Annotated in this window: 25 protein-coding genes; 21 read left to right on the forward strand and 4 right to left on the reverse strand. The window is 53.5% G+C overall.

What is annotated here, in order from left to right:
• Positions 1–53: 53 nt before the first annotated feature.
• The 3 genes from AC0YNV_RS17590 (at position 54) to AC0YNV_RS17600 (ending at position 1,411) form a co-directional block, all read left to right on the forward strand.
• Positions 54–245: a helix-turn-helix domain-containing protein gene (locus tag AC0YNV_RS17590; protein ID WP_475769198.1), complete on the forward strand. Its 192-nt coding sequence runs from the start codon at positions 54–56 to the stop codon at positions 243–245.
• Between the two features lie 184 nt (positions 246–429).
• On the forward strand, positions 430–654 hold the full coding sequence (locus tag AC0YNV_RS17595) for a helix-turn-helix domain-containing protein (protein WP_210037248.1): 225 nt from the start codon (positions 430–432) through the stop codon (positions 652–654).
• A 169-nt stretch (positions 655–823) separates the two neighbouring features.
• On the forward strand, positions 824–1,411 hold the full coding sequence (locus AC0YNV_RS17600) for a restriction endonuclease (RefSeq protein WP_475769199.1): 588 nt from the start codon (positions 824–826) through the stop codon (positions 1,409–1,411).
• Between the two features lie 78 nt (positions 1,412–1,489).
• On the opposite strand, the gene AC0YNV_RS17605 is transcribed toward AC0YNV_RS17600, so the two are convergent.
• The 3 genes from AC0YNV_RS17605 to AC0YNV_RS17615 all read right to left on the reverse strand — a co-directional run bounded on the left by AC0YNV_RS17605 (position 1,490) and on the right by AC0YNV_RS17615 (position 3,827).
• The gene (locus tag AC0YNV_RS17605; protein WP_475769200.1) at positions 1,490–1,642 is read right to left on the reverse strand and encodes a hypothetical protein; all 153 of its coding nucleotides are present in this window, start codon (positions 1,640–1,642) and stop codon (positions 1,490–1,492) included.
• An 86-nt stretch (positions 1,643–1,728) separates the two neighbouring features.
• Entirely contained in the window at positions 1,729–2,067 is a 339-nt protein-coding gene (locus AC0YNV_RS17610) for a L,D-transpeptidase (protein ID WP_475769201.1), read from the reverse strand.
• 167 nt (positions 2,068–2,234) lie between these two features.
• Positions 2,235–3,827 carry a catalase gene (locus tag AC0YNV_RS17615; RefSeq protein WP_475769202.1) on the reverse strand — a complete coding sequence of 531 codons (1,593 nt, stop codon included), beginning with the start codon at positions 3,825–3,827 and terminating at the stop codon, positions 2,235–2,237.
• Between the two features lie 226 nt (positions 3,828–4,053).
• Between AC0YNV_RS17615 and AC0YNV_RS17620 the strand changes: the two genes are divergently transcribed.
• From AC0YNV_RS17620 to AC0YNV_RS17640, 5 genes are all read left to right on the forward strand, one after another.
• On the forward strand, positions 4,054–4,668 hold the full coding sequence (locus tag AC0YNV_RS17620) for a CBS domain-containing protein (RefSeq protein ID WP_475769203.1): 615 nt from the start codon (positions 4,054–4,056) through the stop codon (positions 4,666–4,668).
• Positions 4,669–4,713: 45 nt separating this feature from the next.
• Entirely contained in the window at positions 4,714–5,523 is an 810-nt protein-coding gene (locus AC0YNV_RS17625; protein WP_379112979.1) for a pyruvate, water dikinase regulatory protein, read from the forward strand.
• Positions 5,524–5,562: 39 nt separating this feature from the next.
• Entirely contained in the window at positions 5,563–6,537 is a 975-nt protein-coding gene (gene glpX / locus AC0YNV_RS17630; RefSeq protein ID WP_475769204.1) for a class II fructose-bisphosphatase, read from the forward strand.
• A 71-nt stretch (positions 6,538–6,608) separates the two neighbouring features.
• Positions 6,609–7,325, forward strand: a complete 717-nt coding sequence (locus AC0YNV_RS17635; RefSeq protein ID WP_475769205.1) for a glycoside hydrolase family 76 protein — start codon at positions 6,609–6,611, stop codon at positions 7,323–7,325.
• A 50-nt stretch (positions 7,326–7,375) separates the two neighbouring features.
• Positions 7,376–7,729, forward strand: a complete 354-nt coding sequence (locus AC0YNV_RS17640) for a DUF3243 family protein (protein ID WP_475769206.1) — start codon at positions 7,376–7,378, stop codon at positions 7,727–7,729.
• A gap of 129 nt (positions 7,730–7,858) precedes the next feature.
• Here the strand turns inward: AC0YNV_RS17640 and glsA are convergent, their stop codons facing one another.
• The gene (gene glsA, locus AC0YNV_RS17645; protein ID WP_475769207.1) at positions 7,859–8,794 is read right to left on the reverse strand and encodes a glutaminase A; all 936 of its coding nucleotides are present in this window, start codon (positions 8,792–8,794) and stop codon (positions 7,859–7,861) included.
• A gap of 167 nt (positions 8,795–8,961) precedes the next feature.
• Here glsA and AC0YNV_RS17650 point away from each other — a divergent pair, with 167 nt between their 5' ends.
• From AC0YNV_RS17650 to AC0YNV_RS17710, 13 genes are all read left to right on the forward strand, one after another.
• Positions 8,962–9,633, forward strand: coding sequence for a tetratricopeptide repeat protein (locus AC0YNV_RS17650; protein WP_475769208.1), 672 nt, complete (start codon positions 8,962–8,964; stop codon positions 9,631–9,633).
• A gap of 29 nt (positions 9,634–9,662) precedes the next feature.
• Complete coding sequence (locus AC0YNV_RS17655) at positions 9,663–11,408, forward strand: sensor histidine kinase (RefSeq protein ID WP_475769209.1); 1,746 nt, start codon at positions 9,663–9,665, stop codon at positions 11,406–11,408.
• A 38-nt stretch (positions 11,409–11,446) separates the two neighbouring features.
• The gene (locus AC0YNV_RS17660; protein WP_210037265.1) at positions 11,447–11,920 is read left to right on the forward strand and encodes a GNAT family N-acetyltransferase; all 474 of its coding nucleotides are present in this window, start codon (positions 11,447–11,449) and stop codon (positions 11,918–11,920) included.
• A 200-nt stretch (positions 11,921–12,120) separates the two neighbouring features.
• Positions 12,121–13,695, forward strand: a complete 1,575-nt coding sequence (locus tag AC0YNV_RS17665) for an SWIM zinc finger family protein (protein ID WP_475769210.1) — start codon at positions 12,121–12,123, stop codon at positions 13,693–13,695.
• Entirely contained in the window at positions 13,692–16,730 is a 3,039-nt protein-coding gene (locus tag AC0YNV_RS17670) for a DEAD/DEAH box helicase (RefSeq protein ID WP_475769211.1), read from the forward strand. The genes AC0YNV_RS17665 and AC0YNV_RS17670 overlap by 4 nt, the downstream gene beginning before the upstream one ends.
• A gap of 31 nt (positions 16,731–16,761) precedes the next feature.
• The gene (locus tag AC0YNV_RS17675; protein WP_475769212.1) at positions 16,762–17,028 is read left to right on the forward strand and encodes a hypothetical protein; all 267 of its coding nucleotides are present in this window, start codon (positions 16,762–16,764) and stop codon (positions 17,026–17,028) included.
• A 244-nt stretch (positions 17,029–17,272) separates the two neighbouring features.
• Positions 17,273–18,250 carry an aldo/keto reductase gene (locus AC0YNV_RS17680; protein ID WP_210037269.1) on the forward strand — a complete coding sequence of 326 codons (978 nt, stop codon included), beginning with the start codon at positions 17,273–17,275 and terminating at the stop codon, positions 18,248–18,250.
• Positions 18,251–18,507: 257 nt separating this feature from the next.
• A complete protein-coding gene (locus AC0YNV_RS17685; RefSeq protein WP_475769213.1) occupies positions 18,508–19,833 on the forward strand; it encodes an ABC transporter substrate-binding protein in 1,326 nt (441 codons plus the stop codon).
• Positions 19,834–19,912: 79 nt separating this feature from the next.
• Positions 19,913–21,721: a sensor histidine kinase gene (locus AC0YNV_RS17690; protein ID WP_475769214.1), complete on the forward strand. Its 1,809-nt coding sequence runs from the start codon at positions 19,913–19,915 to the stop codon at positions 21,719–21,721.
• Positions 21,718–22,518 (forward strand): response regulator transcription factor, encoded by an 801-nt coding sequence (locus AC0YNV_RS17695; protein WP_475769215.1) that lies wholly within the window; start codon positions 21,718–21,720, stop codon positions 22,516–22,518. The genes AC0YNV_RS17690 and AC0YNV_RS17695 overlap by 4 nt, the downstream gene beginning before the upstream one ends.
• A gap of 232 nt (positions 22,519–22,750) precedes the next feature.
• The gene (gene rpoD / locus AC0YNV_RS17700) at positions 22,751–23,869 is read left to right on the forward strand and encodes an RNA polymerase sigma factor RpoD (RefSeq protein WP_210037273.1); all 1,119 of its coding nucleotides are present in this window, start codon (positions 22,751–22,753) and stop codon (positions 23,867–23,869) included.
• A gap of 51 nt (positions 23,870–23,920) precedes the next feature.
• Positions 23,921–24,145 carry a hypothetical protein gene (locus AC0YNV_RS17705; RefSeq protein WP_475769216.1) on the forward strand — a complete coding sequence of 75 codons (225 nt, stop codon included), beginning with the start codon at positions 23,921–23,923 and terminating at the stop codon, positions 24,143–24,145.
• A gap of 163 nt (positions 24,146–24,308) precedes the next feature.
• Complete coding sequence (locus AC0YNV_RS17710; RefSeq protein WP_475769217.1) at positions 24,309–25,469, forward strand: ROK family transcriptional regulator; 1,161 nt, start codon at positions 24,309–24,311, stop codon at positions 25,467–25,469.
• Positions 25,470–25,494: the final 25 nt, after the last annotated feature.

A 25,494-nucleotide genomic window follows, 5' to 3' on the forward strand; every position in this document is an offset into this window, starting at 1 on the left:
GGAAGGAATAGGGACAATTCATGACGGAATAGAGTGTAGTGGGGTGATGACGAATGTTTGAAGATGAGAAGATGCAACGAGAAACCCTTGAAGTTTCGGACATTAGAGATATCCTGGGATGCGGAATCAACCAAGCATATAAGCTGGTTAATTCCGGTGAGTTTCATGTTGTGAAGATCGGACGAAAAATAAAGATACCAAAAGAATCATTCTATAAGTGGTTCAACGGACAAGGGCGAGATTGATGCCCTTGTTTTTTTGTGAAATGATGCAAATTTGATGCAAATGAAGCAAGTTAACATGAGTTTAAATAGGTTTTGAAAAGTGAGGATAAGTGATAGAGATAATGGACAATCACCAGGAGACGAAGGTAATTAAGGGTATATAGAACTGCTACAGATTAATCCAAGTTAAAGCGCGAAACAACCATTGAAGGGCAGCGACCAGAAAAGCAAGTTTCTCCTAACTCATCGTGAACGAGAAGTTTTTGAATTATTGGTTCAGGACAAAACGACCAGAGATATCGCGCAGCAATTATTTATAAGTGAGAAGACTGTGCGGAATCATATTTCTAACGTTATGCAAAAATTGAACGTTAAAGGTCGTTCGCAAGCGGTTGTCGAGCTAATCAAGCTTGGGGAATTAATTATTTGACCTTTTCCTCGCTAACCTTGCAAAGCCTTCTCGTCTTAGCTTTCCTAGTTGGAAGCTAATGCGTGAAGGTTTTTTGACGGGAACAGGCTTCTTTATTTATAAATGGAGTAAAAATAGCTACCTGTTTTTCCGATATATGGATTAAGACGGAAAAAAAGGGGAGAAAATAATGGCTCGTCGTAAAAGCTGGATGATACTGCAGGAGATTACGTCAAGAGGGCTTATGGGGTTATTGGTAGCGGTAGCCTTCTTGCTGACGTACAGCACCACGAAATCAATTGTTTATGCTGCGGTCGCGGCTGGATTCATAGTGGTTTGTTTTATCATCGTACATATGTTTATTCGCAAGCGGAAGGAAGAGAACGCTGCCGGTATGGATATTTCGGATATTAGCATTATGGAGGGAAGTCAGTTTGAGCAGTATCTGGGCTATTTGTTCAAAGCCCAAGGCTACAGTGTCGAGGTTATTCAAGCTCCAAGCGATGAGGGCACGGTTCTGATTATCGCCAAGGGAGGCAGGAAAATCGTTGTACAGGCTAAACGCCACACCAGTAATATCGGGATTAAAACGATTCAGGAGGCGCAGGCGGCCATTGCTCATTATGGAGTTGCGGAGGCATGGGTGGTTACGGATAGCGGCTTCACGGAAGCGGCCGATACATTGGCCAAATCAAATGCAGTCAGGCTTATACCGCGCGAGCAGCTGATGGAGATGATCCTTGAGCTGAATCCCGAGGCAGCGATTCCTCCAAAATAAGCGGCATAGTCCCTACTGCGGATGCTGATATAAAAACAAAACAACCCCCGCGCTTGGCAAGGGGGCTACTGCTCGTGTTTATTCCTGATCAAGTCCGGATGCGGGGGCCGGACCCTCTTGTTCGTAAGCGATAAGGATGATGTCTTCGCCTGTGCTGCTGGAAAGCTCGTTTTCATATTGCTGCAGCTTCTTTACTGCCTCCGGCGTAAGCTGCGCTGTTTTGTAATCCATTTACTTCTTCCTCCCAAATATTCAATCTTCCCTCTAGTATGTCCGATTGACCACAATAAATAACTGCGGCCTCCAAGGCTTTCCCGTCAGGGCCGGATGGTCACTCGCGTTCGCAGCGGCACGATTTGCGCCAGGGAAACGACGTCCTCGTTGTACATCCGGATACAGCCTCGGGAAACCTCGCGTCCGATGGAGGAAGGATCATTATTCCCGTGAATGCCATAATGAGGCTTCGACAACCCCATCCAGTAAGCGCCGAACGGGCCGCCGGGATCGGGTTGTTTATTGATGATCGTATACTCTCCGGTTGGCGTTTTCGTCAGCATTTTGCCGATGCCTACCGGATATTCGTTCACTACGATATTGCCGTCAAGCAGATACAGCTTCCTGTCCGACAGATCGACAATGATGCGGTACAGAGGCATTTGTATTTCCTCCTTTGCCACCATCTTATGTGCTGCTCCGGCTGACGGCACAAGACAAAGGCCCAAGCTCCGCCATCTCGGCGGCACCGGGCCTTAGCGCAATAATCCTATTGGTGCTACCGCAGATAAGAAAAAGGTGCTTGATTGGCAAGCTGCTGCCGAAGCGCTCAGTAAGGCCCGGCCTCGCGCCCCTCCTGCTGCGACAGCTTGACGGCCTGATCCGGATCGGTTTGTCCGCTGGCAATTTTGCGGTCTCCGGCCTGTTTCAAGCCTTCGGAGACACGGCGGCCATATTCGATATCCGCTTCTGTCAAATTTCCGATCATCCGATCCCGGATATCGCTGTTGCATTTCAAGAACGCATCGACCAGATTGGCAATCAGCTCGTCCTGCTCCCAGGCTTCGAAGGAACGAAAGGTTTCGCCGGCCTGGCTGAAATTGTTCGTGCGTTCAATCGGCTGGCGCACCAGACTGGCCTCATAGCGCGGCTCATGATCCCGTCCGGGTTTCGCTGCTTCCTGCAGCCCGCCCATACCGGAAGGCTCATAGTTGACATGCGGATTTTGCCCCGGAGCCCGGTCCATATAAATTTGCATCTGGCCTCCGGATTGATTGGTGGCTACCTGCGCTTTTGGCGCGTTGACCGGCAGCTGCAAATAGTTGGTTCCCACCCGGTGGCGCTGGGTATCGGAATAGGAGAACGTCCTGCCCTGAAGCAGCTTGTCGTCCGAGAAGTCAAGGCCGTCAACCAATACCCCCGTGCCGAAGGCAGCCTGCTCCACCTCCATGAAATAATCCTTGGGATTGCGGTTGAGCGTCATTTTTCCTACCGGGAGAAATGGAAATTGATCGGTTGGCCACAGCTTGGTCGGGTCCAGAGGATCAAAATCGAGCTCGGGATGCTCGCCGTCGCTCATCATTTGCACGCATAGCTCCCACTCGGGATAGTCGCCGCGTTCAATCGCTTCATAGAGATCCAGTGTGGCATGGTTGAAATTAAGCGCCTGGATGGCGTTGGCCTCCTGCTGCAGCAGGTTTTTGATTCCCTGCTTCAGAGGTTCCCAGTGATATTTGACGAGCACAGCATCTCCGTTCTGGTTGACCCATTTGTATGTATTGACGCCAGAGCCCTGCATTTGCCGGTAATTAGCCGGAATTCCCCAGGGCGAGAAGAGGAAGGTAATCATATGCGTGGCTTCCGGACTGAGCGAGACAAAATCGAAGAAACGCTCCATATCCTGCACATTCGTAACGGGATCAGGCTTGAAGGCATGAACCATGTCGGGAAATTTAAGGGGATCGCGGATAAAGAAAATCTTCAGATTGTTGCCGACCAAATCCCAGTTCCCGTCCTCGGTATAAAATTTTACGGCAAATCCGCGCGGGTCGCGCAATGTTTCCGGCGAGTGGGTGCCGTGAATAACAGTAGAAAAACGCACAAAGACCGGGGTTTGTTTCCCCGCTTCCTGGAACAGCTTTGCCCTTGTGTAAGTGGAGACAGGCTCATCGCCCGCTTTGCCATAAGCCTCAAAAATGCCATGGGCTCCTGCGCCGCGCGCATGTACGACGCGTTCAGGTATGCGTTCCCGGTCAAAATGCGTTGTTTTTTCAAGAAAATGATAATTTTCAAGCGTGCTTGGTCCCCGGTTTCCCACCGTTCTTATATTCTGATTATCCGTCACGGGATGACCTTGCCGGGTCGTCAGTGTCGGAGGGGACGCTGATTCGTCATGATTGTTGCTGTTCTTATCCACATCCAAACCACCTTTCTGTCTTTGAAAGCATGCCTATTATTCCCTAAACAGGAAGGAGCATTCTTACAGGCATGAAGCCCGCAGGCAGAGAACCTTGCAGAAGCTGCGAAGCGGGTGCGGGCTTTGTTTGCAATGCTATTTTTTGAAATAAATATTGTGTATTAAAAAAGATATATGATACATTAATGATTGAATAAGATGTCTTATTCGATAGGGAGTGATTTTCATTACATTGTCTGAACGACAAATGGAGATTGTCAAATTAGTAAAACTGCATGCCCCGATCACGGGCGATCAACTCGCGGAAATGATGGGGACAGGCAAGCCCACGCTGCGTGCCGATCTGTCCCTCCTCGTCATGCTGCGGCTGCTGGAGGCGAAGCCGAAGGTGGGGTATTTCCTTGGCGATACGGGGGCAGGCAGGGAGCAGGCTCTTAAACGATGGGAAGGCGTGCTGGTCAAGGATGTGCAGGGGATGCCGGTTAATGTTTCGGAGACGGCTTCCGTGCATGATGCGGTGATCAGCCTGTTTATGGGCAATGCGGAGGCGCTGACCGTGGTCGATGACCAGCAGCGTTTTGTCGGTGTGGTCACGGCGCGGGATTTGCTCAAGATTACACTGGGAAACAGCAATCCGGCTGCAATTCCGGTCAGTATGGCTATGAACAGGCTGCCTGCCATTGCCGCATTGAAACCGGATCAGCCGCTGCTTGAGGCCGTGAACAAAATGCTGATCCATGAGCTTGACGGTCTTCCTGTTGTCACCGGGGAGGACAGCTATTCCCGCCGCGGAGAGGTAACCGGATGGATCAGCAAAACCAACATCCTTCGCTGGATGACGGAATAAACTTGCACTTGCAGCCAGGATTGGAGGACGCAGCAGTTGGATAATCTGGAGAACAAGCCCCATCGCATTTACATATGTTCGGATGCGGTAGGAGAGACCGCTGAAGCGGTCGTCAATGCGACTATGAGGCAATTTGCCAGCGAGCAGGTCAAATTAAAGCGGTTCAGCCATATCAAGACGGAGGATGAAATCGCCGAGATCGTGGAAGAAGCATCGATTGGCCAAGGCTTCATCGCCTATACGCTTGTCCAGCCGGAGCTGCGCGAAGCCATGAAGGAAGAGGCGCTGCGCAGAAGTGTCCGGGCCATCGATGTTCTGGGGCCGATGATGCAGGCATTCATAGATACGTTCAATGATTCGCCCAAACGCAAGCCCGGCCTTCTGCATACGCTTGATGACGATTATTTCCGCAGAATTGAAGCCATTGAGTTCGCAGTCAAGTACGATGACGGCAAAGACATGCGGGGTCTGCTGCTCGCTCAGGTTGTATTGATCGGGGTTTCCCGCACATCGAAGACGCCCTTGAGCATTTATTTGGCCCATAAAGGCGTCCGGGTTGCGAATTTGCCGCTGCTTCCGGAAGTCAAGGTGCCGCCTGAGCTGAAGGAAGGGAATAAGCTGATAGTCGGACTGACAATGAGTCCGGATCAGCTGAGCGGCATTCGAACGGAACGGCTCAAGGCGATGGGCCTGCCATTCTCGGCGCAGTATGCTTCCTTGGAGCGCATTCATGCAGAGCTGCGATATGCGGATATGATTATGCAGTCGCTTCGCTGTCCGGTCATTGACGTAACGGAGAAGGCCATTGAGGAAACGGCGGGAACGATTATCGGCTGGCTGCAGGAAATGGTCTGATAAATTAGAAGAGCGAGCTTGGGGAGAGGGGATAGAAGCATGGAACGCGAATTAGCGCTGGAGATTGTCAGAGTTACGGAGCTTGCCGCATTGGCGGCAGCCCCTTGGATGGGCCGGGGAGACAAGCATCATGCCGATGAAGCGGCCACCAATGCCATGCGCGGCATGCTGGATTCCGTTTCGATCCGTGGTACCGTGGTCATTGGCGAGGGCGAGATGGACGAGGCGCCGATGCTGTATATCGGCGAGTCGGTCGGCAGCCTGCATGGGCCAGAGGTTGATGTGGCTGTCGATCCATTGGAAGGAACGGAGCTTGTCGCCAAAGGACTGAATAACGCGCTCGCGGTTATCGCGGTGGCGCCGAAGGGACATCTGCTGCATGCTCCGGATATGTATATGGAGAAGCTCGCGGTCGGTCCTTCGCTGGCCGGGAAGCTGAGCATCGACGATCCGATCCGCACGACCGTAGAGAAAGCTGCCCTTGCGCTGAATAAGCAGGTTTCGGATTTGACGGTTATTCTGCTGGACCGTGAACGTCATGGTTCTTTAATCCAAACATTGAGGGAAGTGGGCGTCCGGATCAAATTATTGTCTGATGGCGATGTTGTAGGAGCCATTGCTCCTGCTTTTGCCGAGACCGGTATTGACCTGTACGTGGGTTCTGGAGGCGCTCCGGAAGGTGTGCTTGCCGCTGCCGCGCTCAAATGTCTGGGCGGGGAAATTCAAGGGAGATTGATGCCCGAGAATGAGGAGCAGGCCCAGCGCTGTATCGAAATGGGCTTATCCGATCCGCGCAAACTGCTGCGGATGGATGATATGATCGGCACGGGCGATGTTATTTTTGCCGCGACGGGCGTTACGCCCGGCGAATTCTTAAGCGGCGTGCGGATGCTGCCCGATCAGCGGGCGGAAACCCATTCCATCGTCATGCGCGCCAAGACACGGACGATCCGTTATATTAAATCGCTGCATTACCTGCCTAATAAGCCGCTTTTGGCAGATTTAAAGCATTAAATCAACTAAATTGGAGCAAGCCCGCTATTGAAGCTGTTAACCCAAGCGCAAGGAAGGTACTCCTTCGGCGCTTGGGTCTTTTGCATGGAGATGTCGACAACTATAGTAGGGCCGACGACAATTTCTATTACTGGTGGCAGGCCCACGTTATCGATGTGTTGGCAGACCAGACCGATTATAAAAACACCCCTGCCAATGCGCCTGCCGCGATTCTTGCCGCCCGCCTGTATGGAATGCTCCATGAAGAGGAATATTTAGAATGGGCAAAACGCATTTACGATTGGAATAAAGAAAATCTGGTTGATCCTGCCACCGGCTTTGTATGGGATGGAATGAACAGACGGGGCGACGGTCAAATCGACTATGATTGGGAATTTACTTACTGCCAAGGGATATTCCTGGGAGCCGGACTGGAGCTTTACCGCAGTACGGGTGACCGGGCCTATGCGATTGACGCGAAGCGGACAGCCGAAGCCTGCTTGAACCGCTTATGCGATCCGGATACGATGATGCTTCCAGATGAAGGCATTGACGATACCGGTCTGTTCAAAGGCATTCTGATCCGGTATTTGGTGCAGCTCTACCAGCAGTTCCCGGAGAACGCGCGGATTCAAGAGGTAATTCTGGTCAATGCCGGGCGGTTATGGGATGAAGGACTGGACAAGGAGCTCGATCTGTGCGGGCCGTCGTGGAAGAAGAAGCCGCAGCTGCCTGTTCAGCTGAGCGTCCAGCTCAGCGGCATAATGCTTCTGGAGGGGGCTGCCATCGTGCAGGGTATGAGGCGCTAAGACGTGAGTATGTTCAAATAACGCGAAGCCATTCAAGGAGGCGAGTTCTAATGTCCGAACACAATCATGCCGCTTTTAAAGACGGTGAAGTACGTGCCGAGATGATTCCTGACGTACTGAACCGGATCGACAAGGATGAAAAGGAGAAAATCCTCCAGGATTTCGATGAATTCCGTTCCTATCTGGCGAGCCGCATTCATATGGCGGAAGCGATGGGATTGAATGAAGAACAAATCGCAGTGGCGGCGCAGAAGATCGCAGACTACCTGGCCGGACACGAGCATCCGCACAATGCGGAGGAGCAGCTGCTGCAGGAGCTGTGGAAAGTCGGGCGTGAGGACGAGCGGCATATGCTGGCTCATATGCTTGTCCGCCTGGCTCATTCAGACGGGCATTTGCAATAGAGGCAGGTCCGCCCGCAGTTTATCGCGCAAGCAGATAACCGGCCGGCTCTGTCTGGACGCTTAAACAAAAACAGGCAAACAAAGAACACCCGGACCGCCTGAGCATTTCAGGAATCCGGGTGTTTGCGCTTAAAATATCGACCAATCGAAGGTCTCCGACATCGTCTCCAGCAAATGAACGCCGCCTGTGCTGTTCCCCTTTTCGCCCAAGGCAGGTCCAATAATCCCGATGCCGAGCTTGCCGGGAACAAGGGCGAGAATGCCCCCGGACACGCCGCTTTTGGCGGGAATTCCCGCACGGATGGCAAATTCGCCGGAGGCGTTGTACATCCCGCAGGTAATCATGAACGTCTTGGCAATCTGCACGTAACGGCGGGGGACCAGCTGGACGCCTGTCAGCGGATCTGTTCCTCCGCAGGCGAGCAGAAGCGCCATCCTCGCAAGCTGGGCGCACGTAATTTCAACAGCGCAGTGCTTGAAGTAAACATCAAGCACCTCTTCGACATCGGTCGCTTCGTCGAGCACCTCGTTATCCTTCAGGAAGTAGGCAAGCGAACGGTTGCGGTGGGCCGAGGCGGACTCCGACCGGTACACTGCCTCATTATATGCAATGTCGGCGCCTCCGGCCGCCTCGCGCAGAAACTGCATGATCCGCCCTGTCCTGGCTTCCGGCGTAGCCCCGTGGATAAGCGAGGTCACGGCGATAGCGCCTGCATTGATCAAGGGGTTGAAGGGCTTTCCCGGTTCTACCAGCTCAAGCTTCAGCATAGAGTTGAAATCATCGCCGGTCGGCTCCATGCCAACCTTGGCGAACACGCCTTCCTCGCCATTGTCCATGAAAGCGAGAAGAAGCGTAAATACCTTCGAGATGCTCTGCATGGTGAAGGGAAGGTCCGCGTCGCCAGCCGTCGCCGTTTCTCCATCCGGCCCCATGGCAACAATGCCGAGCGCGTCCCCCGGAGCTTTGGCCAGCTCGGGAATATAATGGGCTACTTGTCCCTTTTCCGCATAGATGCGGCTTGCTTCGATCCAGTCCGGAAGCTGTAGACGCAGCTGTTCCATCATTGCCGTCACTTTCCCCTCTGCTTATCGTTTCCACTCCAGTTTAAGTCCCGCGGCCAGCAAGAAGCAAGCCAGGAGCTTGAAGAAACGGGAAATTTGTGCTACCTCCTGCATAAACATTAGTGTACAATGATGGAAGAATTTCGAACCTATTTTTTGCAGGAGGAGCTATGTTCAAAATATTAGGCTTTATATTTCTGTGGCGGCTGCTCGGCAACCCGTTTCTCGCTCTTCTTGTGCTGCTCATTATCCTATATGCCCTGGACCGCCGGTATGTCGGCCTTTTTCCCAGCTTTGTAAAACCGCTGAAGCGGCGCGGAGCCATCAGGCGGCTGCGTCAGCAGGTGAATATGAATCCCAATGATGTGCCTGCCAAGCATGAGCTGGCCAGGCTGTTAATTGAAAGGAAACAGTATAAAGAAGCCAAGGAATGGCTGATGCCGCTGCAGGATGCGTTGGAGAATTCAGCGGAGTTCTGGGACGATCTGGGCACATGTCTGGCCCATCTTTCCGAACCGGAGGCGGCGGAGGCGGCGATCGGCAATGCTTTGTCAATCAATCCGAGGGTGAAGTACGGTACGCCCTACCTGACGCTTGCCGCTCTGCATGCCCGAACCAATCCGGAAGCGGCGATCCGTCATCTGGAGTCGTTCCGCGCGATCCAATCCTCCTCCTGCGAAGCCTATTATCGTTTGGCGCTGCTTTACGACGATCTGGGCCGCAAGGAAGAGGCAGCCAAAGCGCTGCAGGAATGCAAGACGATCTATCGCATGCTGCCGCGCTACAAGAAGCGTCAGGAGCGCAAATGGGTGCTGCGTGCTTCCTTCAAGAAAATCAAATAACCGTACTGGAAAATCGGGGAGTCGGATAAATGCGTCGAAACATCTGGTTATTGGCGATCCTCCTAATTGCTGTTCTTCTTGGCATCAACAACACGATTTATTATTTTACCAGCAAAAACACCCTGGAAGATCGCCTGCGCCATGAGCTGAACGAAGTTGCCCGGCAGATTCAGCTGTCCATCGAGCTCTCGCGCACGGGAGCGGAGAAGTACCAGGAGCAGATCGGGCGCGAGCTTCGCGCTGCATCAATCGCCACCCAGTTTGCTTTGAATCCGGATATTGACAAAGTAACCAATGCTCAGCTCGTCGAGCTCAAAAAAAGGCTGGATATGGCTGATATCACACTGCTTGAGCGTACCCGGGACAACATCGTGCTGTCCAGGTCCTCCAATCCCAATCAGATCGGCTACAAAACGAATACCTGGAAGCCATGGTATGAAGCGTTCAATCAATTATTTGATTACAAGCAGGTTACCGTGCCGTGGGGGCAATCCCTGACAAATTTCTGGACAGGCCCTTTTGAGTTTTCCACGACCGACACGAGCAATATCAATAAGTGGGGCTATTACTACGACGGGGCGACCAACTATATCATTGATCCCTTTATCAGCTACGAGAGCAGGCAGCGCGCTTATGATGAAGCTACCGGAGTCAATCAGCTTATCGCCCGCACGCTCAAGGGGAGCGGCTCCCTGCTTGAAATAGCGGTTATCAACACGCAGACCTTCTCATCCGGGGAAGTTACAACGGTGACCAATAACGGGGATACGCTCAGGCATATGACCCAGAATCCCATTATTAACGGTTCGTATGCCTTCCGGCACAGCGGGGATCAGCTTAATGTCAATCAGGCCAATGCATCCAGCCAAACGGTATGGTTCAATGGCATCATTAATGACAAGCATGTTATCAAAGCGTTCATTCCGGTAGATATTGATAAGGTGGCCAGCATGCTGGATGAGAACGGTCTGCCGATCAATCGTTATGTGCTGGCGCTTGTTGCCGATTATCAGCCCATTCAGGATTCGCTGGACAAGCAATTTTTCAATATTGGGCTAATTGTGAGCACGGTGACGCTGCTTAGCCTGGTCATTGCCTATCTGACGGTAACCGGGTACCGCAAATCTCAGGATAAGCTGGTCCGCCAAACCCAGGAAACGTACGTGGAGGATATTAATCAGCTGTTTCATTCAATCCGGGCGCAGCGGCATGATTTTATGAATCATGTCCAAATGATCCAATCGCTTGCCCAGTTGAACCGGATTGATGATCTCAGAAGCTATGCGGCTGATTTGACTGGCGAAATACATGAAATGAATGATATTCTAAATATCGGCAATCCGGCCATAGCCGCGCTGATCCGATCCAAAATATCGCAGGCGGAGCCGCTCAAAATTCGTTTGGAGACCGGTTTCAGCGACATCAGCAAGCTTCCGCTCGGAATAAAATCGCTGGATTTGACAAGAATGCTCGGAAATTTAATCGACAACGCCTTTGACGAGGCAGGCCGTTTCCCCGAGGATCAGCGGCTCGTGCGGATCATGATGTATGAGAAGGAAGGCTGTATGGAGTTTGCCGTCAGCAACCCATGCCGCGATGCCGGAAGCCTGCAGGCTAAACCCTTGTTCCAGCCCGGTTACAGCAATAAAGGCGCGGGCCATTCCGGTCTTGGTCTGGCAATTGTGAAGTCGATTGCAGAGCAATACAGCGGTCATGTCCGCATTTCCTTCGATGAGCCGGACATCGTAACGTTCATCATCAGAATCCCCTATTGATTTACACAATTTATATAAAATTTAAGGAGGCAGCAAAAATGCCGGATATGCTGGTTAAGCTGTATGAATTGCCTGAAGGGGAATCACCCGCCGAGTATACGGAGCGTACGGGCGTTACCATAAGGAGGGCGCTTGCGCCAGAGCTGCTGACCATCGCGGAATGGGTCGAGAAGCATTTCAGCAAGTCATGGAGAAGTGAGTGCATGGTGGCAATTTCGCAGGCGCCGGTAAGCTGTTATATTGCCGTCAAGGACGGGCAGCTGCTTGGCTTCGCTTGTTATGATGCTACCTGCAAAGGTTTTTTTGGTCCTACCGGCGTGGATGAGCAGGTGCGGGGTCTTGGCATCGGCAAGCAGCTGTTTCTGGAAACGCTGCGGGGCATGCGCGAAGCGGGCTATGGATACGGCGTTATCGGAGGAGCGGGTCCGGTCGATTTCTATGCGAAAGTAGTTGGCGCAACCGTCATCGAAGGCTCGGTGCCGGGAATTTATAAAGGCATGCTCAGGAATTAACGCCCGCTGGATAGAACGGAACTCATAAGCATTAATGGCTCTTTACCCGGACGGTTCCGTTCGTGTAAAGGGCTTTTTTGTCAAACGGACGAGCATTCGTGCAGAAAACATGCTTGACCGCAAGAAGATGGCGTCAGTTGTTTCTTGTTTGGATGTGGTATAATGAGTGGATGCGTAAAAAGCGAACGGAGGGACGCGGAATGAGCGGATTTTTTCAGCTTGACGAGCAAAGGCTGCATGCGTTTGAATCAAAGCTTGCCGACGTCATGCCTGTTCCCAATCTGGAGAAGGGCTGGGATTTCTACCGCCGTGAAAAGGTGCTCAACGTTCAGGTCATGGACGGCTCGGCGATATATGGAGCTGTACGCGACACGGATATTTATGCCGTAACCCTGGACGCCGACGACATTAGCTTTAGTACCTGTACCTGTTCCTACAAGGGGTACTGTCAACATATGGCTGCCGTTTATTACGCTTATTGCGAATTTGCCGGAGAGAGCGCCGAAGGGGCTCATAACCGGCTGCTATACGGAGGAGAACTGGTGTCTGTTGATCCTTCCAAGACAGAAAATACTCAAAAACCGGCAGATGCAACTGCTGTACGGCCGGAGGAATGGTTAGGGCAGATGGAGCGCCTGCACGGGGATGTATGGCGGCAGTGCCGGCATTCGCTTCATCCGCTGCAGGCTGTGCTGTCCTCCCTGAAGGGATTGTCCAAGACATGGGAGGAAGGGCTTCGCCGTCTTCACTGGATGCATGCGATCGTATTTGTCATTGAACTGGCGGAGAAAGCCTACTCCGCAACGGACAGCTATAACCGCTATTACTATGAGATGGCATTCGCCCGTATGACCGAGCCTTGGGTGAATCACTATCACGAACTGGCCGGGGAGCTTGAACCCGGAGCTATGACGGAAGAGGAGCAGGCTGCTCTGCAGAGCCTGCTCGGTATCTTTCACAAGCGTGACATGGACCGCGAGCAGCAGCTGCACCGGTGGGAAATGCTTTATTTTTCCTTATGGGCGAAGCTGGTTGCTTTTCCCGAATGGAGAAGCAGGGAACAGCAGTGGCTTGACGGCGGACGGGCCGGCGGCGATGGACGCCAGGGCACCTTTTATCCCATGGCGCTGGCTTTTCTGGCTTTTGCAGAGGACCGTGACGAGCAGGCTATCGCCCTGCTGGAAGATACCGCATTCAACCGGACGGCGCTGCTCGCTTGCGACTGCGCGCTGCAGCGTCTGGAAGACCATGATTGGCCGAAGCTTGAGGCGTGGCTGGGTTATTTGAACAAAGGGCTGCAAATTGAGCGCAAATCCAGAGCTTTTGGCCCCTTTCTGACCATGTGCCGCGTGGCTGACATCAATGAGCCGGGCAATCCGGTCTGGCAGCAGTATCTGATCGCATTTCTGCCTTATTCTTATTCTGCACTGACGGACCATTGGCTGGAGAAGCAGCAGTTTACGGATTGGGCGGATTTGCAGCTTCTTCTGGGCATTGAGCCGGATGAGATCGATGTGCAGGTCATGCGCGAGATTGCCAAGGCGGCGCCCGGCGCGCTTATTCCTCTATACCATCAGTCTATCGATACTTCCATACGTGCCCGCAACAGGCAGGGATATAAACAGGCTGTCAAAATGATGAAGAAGCTCGAGCGGCTCTACAAATCCGAGAAGAAGCAGGAAATGTGGAGCCGGTATGTCAACGGAATTGTTCACAAGCATCAACGGCTCCGTGCACTGCAGGAAGAGCTCTGGAGGGGAAAAATCATCACATGAGAGGCTACACGGGCGCGGAAACGATTAAAGTGGACGGGTTTTGGAAGGATGGCGAAGGAATAACGCTTGCTGCGGGCCATGCTGCGGGAATAACTTTGCGGTTGCGCCATCTGCTTTTTGCCTGGCATGAAGCATCCTGGTACGGCGCGGATATTGAAGAGCGCATCGATGAACGTTCAAAACAGACGGAGCTGCCGCTCACGCCGCTGATTGCGATGGATTATCTGTCTTCGCCTGAGCCTGTACGGCTGCTGCGGGTGGAGTGGACGCCAAGAGCCAGGACGCTGATGGAGCTTGCCGGGCTTCTGCGCCAGTCACTGTTGAAAGGCTGGTACGGGCCGGACTGGTCGCGCTGGACGACTGAGCTCAGATCGTGGAGGCTGGAGCTGCCTGCTTCAGAGGAAGCGGCAGCTGGACGGCTGGCAGTGCTCCGTCAGAAGCTGGAGGCACAAGGGGATTATGGCACAGACCGGCGCTGGCTGAGCCAGATTGTGGAAGAGCTGGTCGGAAGCCATGTGGATGTGGCTTCCAGCTGGAAGGAGACCGCTGCAGAAGCCGGGGAAAGCGCGCTCGTCATGAAAGCGGCCGACGAGGAAGATTGGCTCGTCTCCATCGGATTGAAGCAGGACAATATGCCGTTTCGGACGGCGCTTCAGCTGCTTGAGCCGGATGACACGGCGGGCTGGAGGCTTCGTCCTGCCGTTCAGGGCCGCTCTGAAGGCAGCAGCTGGATGACGCTGGAGCGAATCATGCCGGAAGAACGGCAGCAGGCAAGCAGTCATGAGGCGCAGGCTGTTGACGGATCGGACGGCTTGGACCGGCAGCCCCTGCGGTTTGCCCTTCCTGCCGAAGCCCCGGCAGAGTGGCGGATGTATATGGAGCAGCGGCTGCGCAAGGAAGAGGCGAAGTGGGCGTCAGCGCTGCCGGAATGGCTGGAATCTGCTGCTCCGGCTGGAGAAGGAGAGGCCGTTTCTCCCGGTAAGGTTGCCGAAACGGCTTCTGGCCGAAGTGAGTACGCTGTCGAAGGGTTCATCAAGACGGAGCTTAGCGACAATGAAGCGTGGCTGTTTCTGGAACAGGCCAGCGTCAAGCTGCTGGCAATAGGCTGCTCCGTGCTGCTTCCCGGCTGGTGGGAGGCGGTGCGCAGCCGCAAGCTGCGGCTGAAGGCGAAGGTGAAATCCTCGGTCGGTTCTTCGGAGCAGTCGATGTTCGGACTGCAGCAGATTGTTGATTTTGACTGGAAGCTTGCGGTCGGCAATGTCGATATGAGCGAAGCGGAATTCATGCAGCTTGCCCAGGATAACAGGCGGTTGATGCGCATTGGCGGGGAATGGGTACATCTGGATCCGGATGACGTGGAGCGGCTGCGCAAATGGCTGCGCAAAAGCGGAGGCAGAACCGATTTCACAATGCGCGATGTGCTGGAAATGCATTTGCGCGGCGGGACGGAACTTGAGCCGCAGCGTGAGGATGAGGATGCGCTGGAGGCAGAGGTTGAGCTGAATGAGCATTTGGCGGCATGGATCGGCAAGCTGAGCGAATCGTCAGAGCTTCCCCTGGTGGAGAAGCCTGCCGCTTTCCATGGCGAGCTGCGGCATTACCAGCTGCAGGGGGTTTCCTGGCTTGCTTTCCTGCGGAAATTCGGAATCGGCGGCTGTCTGGCGGATGATATGGGACTTGGCAAAACGATTCAGTTCACCGCATATCTGCAGCATGTGATGGAGCATGGGGGGCTTGGCCCCTCGCTTCTAATCTGTCCGACCTCCGTTATCGGCAACTGGGAGAAGGAGCTGGAACGGTTCGCTCCCTCGCTTCGCCTGCATGTTCATTACGGGCCAAGACGGTTAAGAGGCGAAGAATTCGCTGCGGCGGCGGCCGAATCCGATCTGGTTATCAGCTCCTATGCGCTGGCGCCCATAGACGAAGATGATCTGGGTGCGGTCAATTGGGATGTAGTCTGTCTGGACGAAGCGCAAAATATTAAAAATTATTACACCAAGCAATCTACCGCGATCCGGGGGCTGCGTGCGAACCACCGCATTGCGCTGACAGGCACGCCGATGGAAAACAGGCTGACGGAGCTCTGGTCGATCTATGACTTTACCAATCCCGGTTATCTGGGCAGTCTGGGAGAGTTCCGCAGGGCCGTCGTGCTGCCCATTGAACGGGAGCGGGATCCTGCGCTTATTGCCGAGCTGCAGCGCTGGGTCAATCCTTTCATGCTCCGCCGGGTCAAGAAGGACCCCGCCATACAGCTGGCGCTGCCAGAGAAGAACGAGATGCAAACCTATCTGCAGCTGACTGTGGAGCAGGGCGCGTTGTATGAGAATATCGTATCCGAGCTGCTTGGCAAACTGGAGTCCCTTGGCGCCATGCAGCGGCGCGGACTTATTCTCTCAACGCTGACCCGTCTGAAGCAGGTTTGCGATCATCCCAATCTGCTCATCAAGGAGGACGGGGCATTGTCCCCCGCGGCGTGGGATCCGGAACGGTCCAACAAGGTGCTGCGGCTGCTTGAAATGACGGAGGAAATCGCCGCCGAAGGGGAGCGCTGCCTCATATTCACGCAGTATGTGGAGATGGGGGCTATGCTGAAGCGGCTGCTTGAAGAACGGCTGGGGGTGCCGACTCCTTATCTTTATGGGGGAGTGCCCAAGGCCGGACGCGATGCGATGATTGCCGACTTCCAGGATGAGAAGACCCCGGGCTGCGCATTCGTATTGTCGCTGAAGGCGGGAGGGATCGGACTTAATCTGACCGCTGCCAATCATGTCTTCCATTTCGACCGCTGGTGGAATCCTGCGGTCGAGAATCAGGCGACCGACCGCGCATTCCGCATAGGCCAGACGCGCAATGTGCAGGTGCATAAGTTTGTCACGCTCGGTACGCTGGAAGAGCGGATTGACGATATGATTACACGCAAGCAGGTGCTCAACGACCAGGTCGTGGGGCAATCCGAGAACTGGATTACGGAGCTGTCCACCGACGAGCTGCGCGATCTGTTTTCCTTGAGGAAGCATAAATTGAAAGGCTAGTCCACAACTGAAAGCGGGGTGCGCGGAAGGCATGGCAGAACAACCAGACAATGGGAAGCAAGAGCTTCCTGGAGACGAACAAGCTACAGCTATGGAGAGATCGCTTGAAGATGAAGCCAAAAAGCGGCGGAGCCGCACCCCTGGATCGCTCCATGCCGGCGATGAGCCTGGCGAAGAGCCTCGGCAATCAGCGGATGAGGCGGAGGAGCAGATTGGGCCGTCTGAAGCATCGCCGCACTGGAAATCCTTCTACCGGTCAGTCAGCAGGGCCGTGGCAGACATGCGGCCGAAGCCTTAGAGGGCTCGGTCTATTGTATGTAGAGCTGTCATGGTTAATGGGAAATCAAATCACTAAGCGAGCAGCCTCTTAATTCCGGACGCTTCCAGCGGCGAAATAACAAGGCTGCTCGTGATTTCCGTTTATCATTCCGCTGACTATACCCGAGGGAACCAACTGAACTTAAAGTGCGTACTTTCTATTTAAAGCGTTATCATCTATCATTTAGAATGAATCTATTTGCGAGGGAGAGATGATATTCGTTATGAAGTACACGTATTTAGGACGATCGGGATTAAAGGTCAGCCGGCTTTGCCTTGGAACGATGAACTTTGGCGTGGAGACAGACGAGAAGGAATCGTTTCGCATAATGGACGCAGCGCTGGACGCTGGAATTAATTTTTTTGACACTGCCAACGGGTATGGCGGAAGCGGACATCAGGGCCGTACCGAGGAAATTATCGGGAAATGGTTCAGCCAGGGCGGAGGCCGCCGCGAGCATACCGTTCTCGCTACGAAAGTATATGGCAATATGGGCGACAAAAGCGATGGACCTAATGATGAACGGGGATTATCGGCTTACAAAATCCGCCGTCACCTGGAGGGTTCACTGCGCCGTCTGCAAACCGACCATGTTGAGTTATATCAAATGCACCATGTTGACCGCAATGTCAGCTGGGAAGAGCTGTGGGGCGCTTTTGAAACAGCCGTATCGCAAGGGAAAATCGGCTATGTCGGCTCCAGTAACTTTGCCGGTTGGGATATAGCCGTTGCTCAAGGCGAAGCCAAGGCGAGAGGGATTCTCGGTCTGGTATCCGAGCAGCATAAATATAACCTGCTGTGCCGTCTGCCGGAGCTTGAAGTGCTTCCGGCGTCGAAAAGCCTTGGGCTTGGCGTGATTCCATGGAGTCCGCTGGATGGCGGCTTGCTGGCGGGCAACGCACTGCGCGGCGGCGGCGGAAACCGGAGCGGCAATATGGAGCGCTTCGAGAAGTTCCGTCCCCAACTGGAAGCCTATAAGGGCTTCTGCGATGAGCTTGGCGAGCGCGAGGATGTCGTTTCCCTGGCCTGGCTGCTGGCAAATCCGGCAGTTGCCGCACCGATCACGGGTGTGCGCACGCTGGAGCAGTTCGAACGGACGCTCCGCGCAGTCGAGCTTGAGCTGGATGAATCGGCATTGAAGCGGATCGATGAGATATTCCCGGGACCTGGCGGCGATGCGCCGAAGGCCTACGCCTGGTAATTGAATAGTTAATCGAGCCCGGCCCGCAGGAGGTTGCCTCCTGCGGGCCGTTTTATGTTTGGAGAAGCAAAAGGTCAACTTTATAGATGAGTACCTATGACGCATGATATGTTGTACAATGATTTCAAAATTGCTCATCTAAATATGCCGGGAAAGACAGGTGCTTAACCGCCGGATCAGACGGAAAATGTCTCTGTCATTTTCACTGGTCCTTGTGCGGCAGCCGTTATACATATCTGGGGGAGGAGGTACCGGAAATGAAAAGGGGGTTTGCGGTTTATGCGGGCGCTGCCCTGTTAATCGTTCTTGTTCTGTCAGGCTGCGGCTCTGGCAAGGAAGCATCGAACGCCCAGGTTGAAGCCAATCCCTCGGTCAAGACAATCAAGCTTTCGCTGCGGCATACGCAAATCAAGGAGACAAGCAAGGTGCGGCTGAGGATCTTTCAGGATGTGGTCGCCAAGACCGAACGGGAGAATCCCGGGCTGCATTTTGAGCTGGAGGGCATTGACGAGGTCGTGAACCGGGACCAGAAGCTGAAGGGGGAAATGGCTGTCGGCAATCCACCGGACATATTCGAAGTGTTCGGGGGTGCTGATCTTCATCTTTATGTAAAAGCCAACCGGATGCTGGATTTGACTCCGATCATCAGGGAGCTGGGTATAGCCTCCAAATTCTCCAGCCTGGACGAATTCACGGTCGATGGCCGGGTCTACGGCCTGCCCTTCGGAGGCTACAGCGAAGGCATTTTTTATAACAAGAAGATCTTTGCTGATCTGGGCTTGTCGATTCCAACGACATGGAATGATTTGATTGCAACAGCCGATACATTAAAAGCAAAAGGCTTGACCCCGTTCGCACTGGCTGCGAAGGATCCCTGGGCGGCCGGGATGATGTGGAACACGATCATGGAGCGCAACGTCGGGATTGGCGGATTCGAAAAGCTGCTCACCGGTGAAGCCAGGTGGACCGATCCCGATTTTGTCCGGGGCTTTGAGGATTACGCGCAGCTAGTCAACAACGATTATTTCACCAACGGCTCGCTGGGGCTTCCTTACGCAGAGCAAAGCTCCAGATTCCTCAAAGGGGAAGCGGCTATGATATTTACGGGCACGTGGGATGTGAACCGTTTCACCGGAGCGGAAGCGGGCGGTTTGGACGGCAGCATCGGCTATTTTGCCTTTCCGGCGGTCGAAGGCGGCAAGGGGGATCAAACCTCTATTAATGCCAGCTACTCCAACGGCTTCGGGTTCTCGGCCAATCTGGGCAGCGGCCAGAAGGAGATGGTGAAGGCGTTTATCAAAAATTTCTACACCGAAGAGGTCCAGAAGCGCACGTTGCTCGAAGATAAGCTGCTGCCCTCCATGAAGCTTTCGGATTTGTCCGGTGTAGACCCGCTGATCTCGGAGGTGCTGAAGGCCATGGTGAATGCCAGCTCGTCCTGGAGCGCCTTCGACGCGATTTTACAGCCGGGCGTCAGCGCGGATATCGGGGTAGGCCTGCAGGAGCTGATCGGTCAAGTGAAAAGTCCGGAAGAGGTGGCCCAGCAGCTCCAGACCGCGCAGGACAAAGCCAATCACCCCTAATTTATCGAAAAGTGTCAAATATTGCCCGGGAAATCATGGAAGCGCCAGATAGAATCGGAATTAAAGGAGCCTGCCTGCGATGAATTTGCGGCCGAAGCTGCTGCTTGCTTTTATCGGATTGATTGTTGTTCCGCTGGTCGCTCTGGGAATTGCCTCCTTCGTCAATTCGGAGCGTCTCCTGGAGAAGAAATACAGCGAGCAGACGGAAATTACATTGAAGGCAGTCGGGGGCAATATCCGATATTTTTTCAAGGAGCTTGACCAATTGACGGATTCAAGCGTCACCAGCTCCTATGTGCAGGATGCGCTCCGGAGCTCGCTTGATCCAAGGGGAGATGCCAGCAGTCTTATTGCAATCGGCCAATATGAAAAATCGCTTGGGCGGATTTTGTTTCAGAATCCGGCACTCAGCATGATCATGCTGTATGGCAAGGACGGTTCGATTTTCAAATCCTCACGCAATGATCCGACAAATTTCCGCCCGATTTCCTATGAGCTGCTGCAGAGCCACCCCATCTACAAGGAAGTGATGGAGAAGAACGGCCTTCCTGTCTGGATCGGGCCATATGAGCAGCAGGAGCTGACGGGTAGTGATCTTTCTTTGTTCACTCAGATGCGGCTGGTCAAAGACTACGAAACCTTGAATGACCGGGGGATTATGATCACACAGGTCAAAACCAATGAAATAGACAGCATGCTTCAGGATTTCGCGCTGCCAAGCGAGGAGCAGACCAAGACGCGTTACCTGATTGTGAACCGGGACGGCCTGGTCATGCTGGACAGCCTTCATGCTCTGGAAGGCAAAGAGACGGATTCGCAGACGACTCTCAAGCTGCAGGGAACAGAGCGTTATGCCAGCCAGCGGTCATCCTTTGGCGATGAGGATTCTCTGGTATCGGCTTACAATCTGGACCGCAATGGTTGGGTTTTGGTATCCGTGAAATCATGGCAGTCCCTGACCAGCGAGAATGTCAGATTCGTGCAGTGGATCGGCGGCATTACCCTGCTGTGCCTGATCTCGGCGGTGCTGTTCAATATTTTCTTCGTCAGCCGCGTAGCCAAGGCTATTATTCGGGTTGTCCGCAAGATGCGGCTGGTGGAGCAGGGTATGCTCGATATCCGCGTGCCGGCCGCCGGCCGCGATGAAACGGTACTGCTGGCCCGCAGCTTCAACAGCATGGTGGAGACGATCAGCCGTTTGCTGCATGAGGTACGGACTGAGCAGGAGAGGAAACAGCGGGCGGAGATGATGCTGATGCAGGCACAGATCAAGCCGCATTTTCTGTTCAACACCCTGGAATCGATCAACGCAATGGCCGCTCAGAATGAAGGAGCCAAGATTATGCAGATGGTCCGCAGACTCAGCAATCTGCTTCGTACAAGCATGCATCAATCGGAGGTTATTACCGTCCGGCAGGAGGTTGAGCATGTGCGAAGCTATCTGGAAATTCAGACATACAGATTCGAGGAGATCTTCACCTATACCCTGGATGTAGAGGAGGAAGTGCTGGATTATGAGGTGCTCAAGCTGACTCTGCAGCCGTTGGTGGAAAACTGCATTCAGCATGGGTTCGAAGGGCTTGAAGGGGTCGGTTTAATTGCGATTGCCGTAAGGCTCAGGGAAGGAGCCGTGGAGTTCGAGATTAAGGATAACGGAATCGGCATGAATGAAGCGGCGCTCAGACGCTTGAGCGGCGAGGAGCAGGAGAATCCAGGACTGGCCGATGCTGCCGAGCTCGGCGAGCGGCGCGGACTTGGGCTGCGGAATGTAGCCGACCGTCTGCGAATTCATTACGGACCGGCATACGGGCTGCGTATATGCAGTCAGGGAGGGTACGGCACAGTTATCCGTATCCGGATACCGCGAAGCAGAGGTGATGAGATGTGAACGGAAAAGTTCTTCTGGTGGATGACGAGCGCCATATTACCCGCAACTTGGAGAAGGTTATCCCTTGGGAAACGCTGGGCCTGAAGATTGCCGGCACGGCGAGGAACGGAGTAGAAGCGCTTAAACAGCTGCAGGCGGAGCCTGTCGATCTCGTCCTGTGCGATATCCGCATGCCTGTTATGGACGGGCTTGAGCTGATCCGCCATATCAGGGAACAGGGGATAAACTGCGATATTATTATGCTGTCGGGTTATCAGGATTTTGCGTATACCCGTACCGCCATGCAGTTCGGGGTCAAGGATTATGTGCTGAAGCCGATCCCCTACGACGAGCTGACGGAAGTTATTGCCCGCGTTATGGCCGGACATCGCGGCAAACGGCTGCAGGTGAAGGAAGAAGAACAGGGGCAGGGCTCTGAGGCGGCGGATTCTTCCGTTAAGCGGAAGCAGACGCAGCGATTGATGATTGAGGCCCGCGCCTATATGGACCTGCATTTGTTCCGTGACCTGAGTGTCGAAGAGGCGGCTACCCATGCAGGACTTTCCTGTTCGCATTTCAGCCTGCTGTTCAAGCAGACCTATGGCGAAACCTTTATTGAATACGTGACGCGCCAGCGTATGGAGAAAGCCAAGTCGATGCTCGTGCATTCCCCCAAAAGCGTTGCCCAAATCGCCAAGGAAGTGGGTTATGCCGAGCGCCGTTATTTCACGAAGGTATTTATGAGATACACCGGGGAGAATCCGACGGAATTCCGTCTGAATCATCCGGAGGCTAGGGGTACGGACGAAGGATCATAATAAAATAAAAAGCCGGCTTCACAGGGAAGTCGGCTGATAGTCAGGTTTGAAATTTATTGTTAGGAATTTGGTGGATATTATTGATTGAAAAAGGCGTTTGTGATACAATATCGGTTATGGTATCATAATAAACTCATGTAGATTTATGATAGCACTTTATCAATTCTTTGTCAAGCGCGAAAAAGTGCTCGGAGCGGCCGCAAAATGGTTTCCATAGAGAGGGAGCTGGATTATGGAGAACGATTATCTAAAGCAATCAGATACGGATCTTACGCTTGAACAGACGAAGGAATTATTGATCGAGCAAGGCAAGAAGGGCTCTTCGCTCAGCGACAAGACAATTATTGAGAAGCTCGCTCCTTTTGACCAGGACACGCAGGATATCGATGATTTTTTTGAACAGCTGTCCGAGCTGGGAATTGAAGTGGAGCATGAAGCCATCGACGATGCGCCGAAGGAGCCGGGCGACCGGGATCTGGACGAGCTGAATTACGGCGATGACCTGACACTGCCTCCCGGCATCAAGATCAATGATTCCGTCCGCATGTATTTAAAGGAAATCGGTCGTGTTCCGCTGCTCTCGGCGCTTGATGAGGTCGACCTGGCGAAAAGAATCAACCTTGGAGATGAAGAAGCAAAGCGCAGACTGGCGGAAGCGAATTTGCGTCTTGTTGTCAGTATAGCGCGAAGATATGTAGGGCGTGGCATGCTGTTCCTTGATTTGATCCAGGAAGGCAATATGGGTCTGATCAAGGCAGTGGACAAGTTTGATTATACAAAAGGCTTCAAGTTCAGCACTTATGCCACATGGTGGATTAGACAGGCCATTACCCGCTCCATTGCGGATCAGGCCAGAACGATTCGGATTCCTGTTCATATGGTGGAGACAATCAACAAATATGTACGCATCTCCAGACAGCTGCTTCAGGAGCTCGGACGTGAGCCTTTCCCCGAAGAAATTGCCAAGGAAATGGAGCTGACACCGGAGAAGGTCCGCGATATCATGAAAATATCGCAGGAGCCGGTATCGCTTGAAACTCCTATTGGTGAAGAAAATGATTCCAATCTGGGCGACTTTATTGAGGATCAGGATGCGCCCGCCCCAGCGGATGCCGCTGCCTTTGAACTGCTGAAGGATCAGCTGAAGGATGTGCTCGACACGCTCTCGGAGCGCGAGGAAAACGTGCTTCGCCTGCGGTTCGGGATCGATGACGGGCGTACGCGGACCCTTGAAGAGGTAGGCAAAGTGTTCGGAGTGACCCGCGAGCGTATTCGTCAGATTGAAGCAAAGGCGCTGCGCAAGCTCAGACATCCGAGCCGGAGCAAGCGGCTGAAGGAATTTCTGGATTAGCATACAGGAGCGTGTTTTCTGATCCATCATTAGCCTGAGGGAGGGAATCGTATGGAAGCAGGTTTTGTCATACGTTGTCTGAATTGCGGCGAGGAATACAAAGTGACTCCCGGCAAGCGTGCATTCCGGAACGAGCGGATCGTGTTTGGCACCGATAATTACGGCGCTGACCAGATCTCCTGCGAATGCGGCAATGCTATTGAAGAGCACAGCAAATATGAAGGTGAATCCTTCGAAGGCGAGTTCCTGGTGGAGTGGCGGGATAACTCGAAGTAAGAAGGGTATTTTATAGTTTTGCGACTAAAAAGTTGTTCCGGGCCATTCTAATGGCTGGGGACAACTTTTTTTATTTTTGATGATGGACGGGGGCAGTGTCTTCCGTTATGATATAATCAAAGTATTGGATTAATTAAATTATGGCAGGGGGCTATAAGCGGCTATGGCAATCCCATCTTCACAGCGGCAGCTAAAGCGGATCAATGAATCCATTGTCCTGCACGCCATAAGGCAGCAGGCCCCCATCTCCAGGGCTGCGCTCGCGGATTATACCGGCCTAAGCCCACAGACACTTACCAATGTTGTCCGACGCTTTATGGAGGAGGGGCTGCTGAAGGAGACAGGTACGGCAGGGAACGGGGGGCGCGGGCGAAACCGGGTGCAGCTGGAGCTTCGCGCCGAAGGAGCTTATGCCATCGGGTTTTGCATGGAGCGTGACAGCTTGTCCAAGGCGCTGGTCGATCTCCGGGGTCATGTGATCCATTATGAATGCGAGCCGATTACTGCGCAGGAACCTCCCCTGCAAACGATGGACCGTATGACCGGTTATGCATCATCCATCCTGAAGGGGGCCGAATATGCTTCCATCCGCGACAAAATAGTCGGGGTAGGAATCGGCACGCCCGGTCCGATCGACTACGTCCGCGGAGAAGTGGTATCACCTCCTGATTATGAAGCCTGGTCCCGTATTCCGATCCGGGACCATCTGCACGGAGAGCTTGGCTGTCCGGTCGTGATCGACAACAGCTCCACGGTAGCGGCCATCGGCGAGCATTGGGCGGGAAGATGGGGGACGGATTCTTTTTTGTATGCGTATTGGGGGATGGGGATTGGCGGCGGTCTGGTAGCCGGCGATGAAATATATCGGGGGCAGAGCGGGAATGCCGTTGAGCTGGGCCATATTATCGTAGAGAGCAATGGGCGGCCATGCCTATGCGGCGGATATGGCTGTCTGGAGGCCTATGCTTCGATACCTGCTCTGCTGCGCGAAGCTTCGGCCTATGGTAATTTTCGCGATATACGCCAGCTTGTCCAAGCGGCAAAGCCAGGCACCGTGTTCATGGAAATCGTAAGCCGCGCTGCCGGATATATGGCACAGGCCATGGTCACAGCGGTCAATCTGCTTGATGTGGATTTGATCGTGCTGGGCGGGGATCATTTTCACCTGGCAGAGGAGATTTTTCTGCCGGTCTTGAGGGAGAGGGTGGAGGCGCAGCCGCTTCGCGCCAGAGTTGCTCAAGTGCGCATCGGTGTTTCTGCCCTGAAGCAGGAGGCCGGAGCGATTGGAGCAGCTTCGCTGGTGTTCCACGAGCTGCTGCTTTAGCCAACGAAAATAGAGAGGATGATTA

The sequence above is a fragment of the Paenibacillus sp. JT31N11 genome (genome assembly GCF_056269285.1).

What these genes read in the sequence shown, in the direction of transcription:
- AC0YNV_RS17705 (WP_475769216.1), top strand. Translation starts at nt 23,921, where the DNA reads ATGGAAGCAGGTTTTGTCATACGTTGTCTGAATTGCGGCGAGGAATAC.
- AC0YNV_RS17650 (WP_475769208.1), top strand. Translation starts at nt 8,962, where the DNA reads ATGTTCAAAATATTAGGCTTTATATTTCTGTGGCGGCTGCTCGGCAAC.
- AC0YNV_RS17605 (WP_475769200.1), bottom strand. Translation starts at nt 1,642, where the DNA reads ATGGATTACAAAACAGCGCAGCTTACGCCGGAGGCAGTAAAGAAGCTG.
- AC0YNV_RS17685 (WP_475769213.1), top strand. Translation starts at nt 18,508, where the DNA reads ATGAAAAGGGGGTTTGCGGTTTATGCGGGCGCTGCCCTGTTAATCGTT.
- AC0YNV_RS17655 (WP_475769209.1), top strand. Translation starts at nt 9,663, where the DNA reads ATGCGTCGAAACATCTGGTTATTGGCGATCCTCCTAATTGCTGTTCTT.
- AC0YNV_RS17660 (WP_210037265.1), top strand. Translation starts at nt 11,447, where the DNA reads ATGCCGGATATGCTGGTTAAGCTGTATGAATTGCCTGAAGGGGAATCA.
- AC0YNV_RS17680 (WP_210037269.1), top strand. Translation starts at nt 17,273, where the DNA reads ATGAAGTACACGTATTTAGGACGATCGGGATTAAAGGTCAGCCGGCTT.
- AC0YNV_RS17670 (WP_475769211.1), top strand. Translation starts at nt 13,692, where the DNA reads ATGAGAGGCTACACGGGCGCGGAAACGATTAAAGTGGACGGGTTTTGG.
- AC0YNV_RS17590 (WP_475769198.1), top strand. Translation starts at nt 54, where the DNA reads ATGTTTGAAGATGAGAAGATGCAACGAGAAACCCTTGAAGTTTCGGAC.
- AC0YNV_RS17600 (WP_475769199.1), top strand. Translation starts at nt 824, where the DNA reads ATGGCTCGTCGTAAAAGCTGGATGATACTGCAGGAGATTACGTCAAGA.
- AC0YNV_RS17690 (WP_475769214.1), top strand. Translation starts at nt 19,913, where the DNA reads ATGAATTTGCGGCCGAAGCTGCTGCTTGCTTTTATCGGATTGATTGTT.
- AC0YNV_RS17710 (WP_475769217.1), top strand. Translation starts at nt 24,309, where the DNA reads ATGGCAATCCCATCTTCACAGCGGCAGCTAAAGCGGATCAATGAATCC.
- AC0YNV_RS17665 (WP_475769210.1), top strand. Translation starts at nt 12,121, where the DNA reads ATGAGCGGATTTTTTCAGCTTGACGAGCAAAGGCTGCATGCGTTTGAA.
- AC0YNV_RS17610 (WP_475769201.1), bottom strand. Translation starts at nt 2,067, where the DNA reads ATGCCTCTGTACCGCATCATTGTCGATCTGTCGGACAGGAAGCTGTAT.
- AC0YNV_RS17675 (WP_475769212.1), top strand. Translation starts at nt 16,762, where the DNA reads ATGGCAGAACAACCAGACAATGGGAAGCAAGAGCTTCCTGGAGACGAA.
- glsA (WP_475769207.1), bottom strand. Translation starts at nt 8,794, where the DNA reads ATGATGGAACAGCTGCGTCTACAGCTTCCGGACTGGATCGAAGCAAGC.
- rpoD (WP_210037273.1), top strand. Translation starts at nt 22,751, where the DNA reads ATGGAGAACGATTATCTAAAGCAATCAGATACGGATCTTACGCTTGAA.
- glpX (WP_475769204.1), top strand. Translation starts at nt 5,563, where the DNA reads ATGGAACGCGAATTAGCGCTGGAGATTGTCAGAGTTACGGAGCTTGCC.
- AC0YNV_RS17640 (WP_475769206.1), top strand. Translation starts at nt 7,376, where the DNA reads ATGTCCGAACACAATCATGCCGCTTTTAAAGACGGTGAAGTACGTGCC.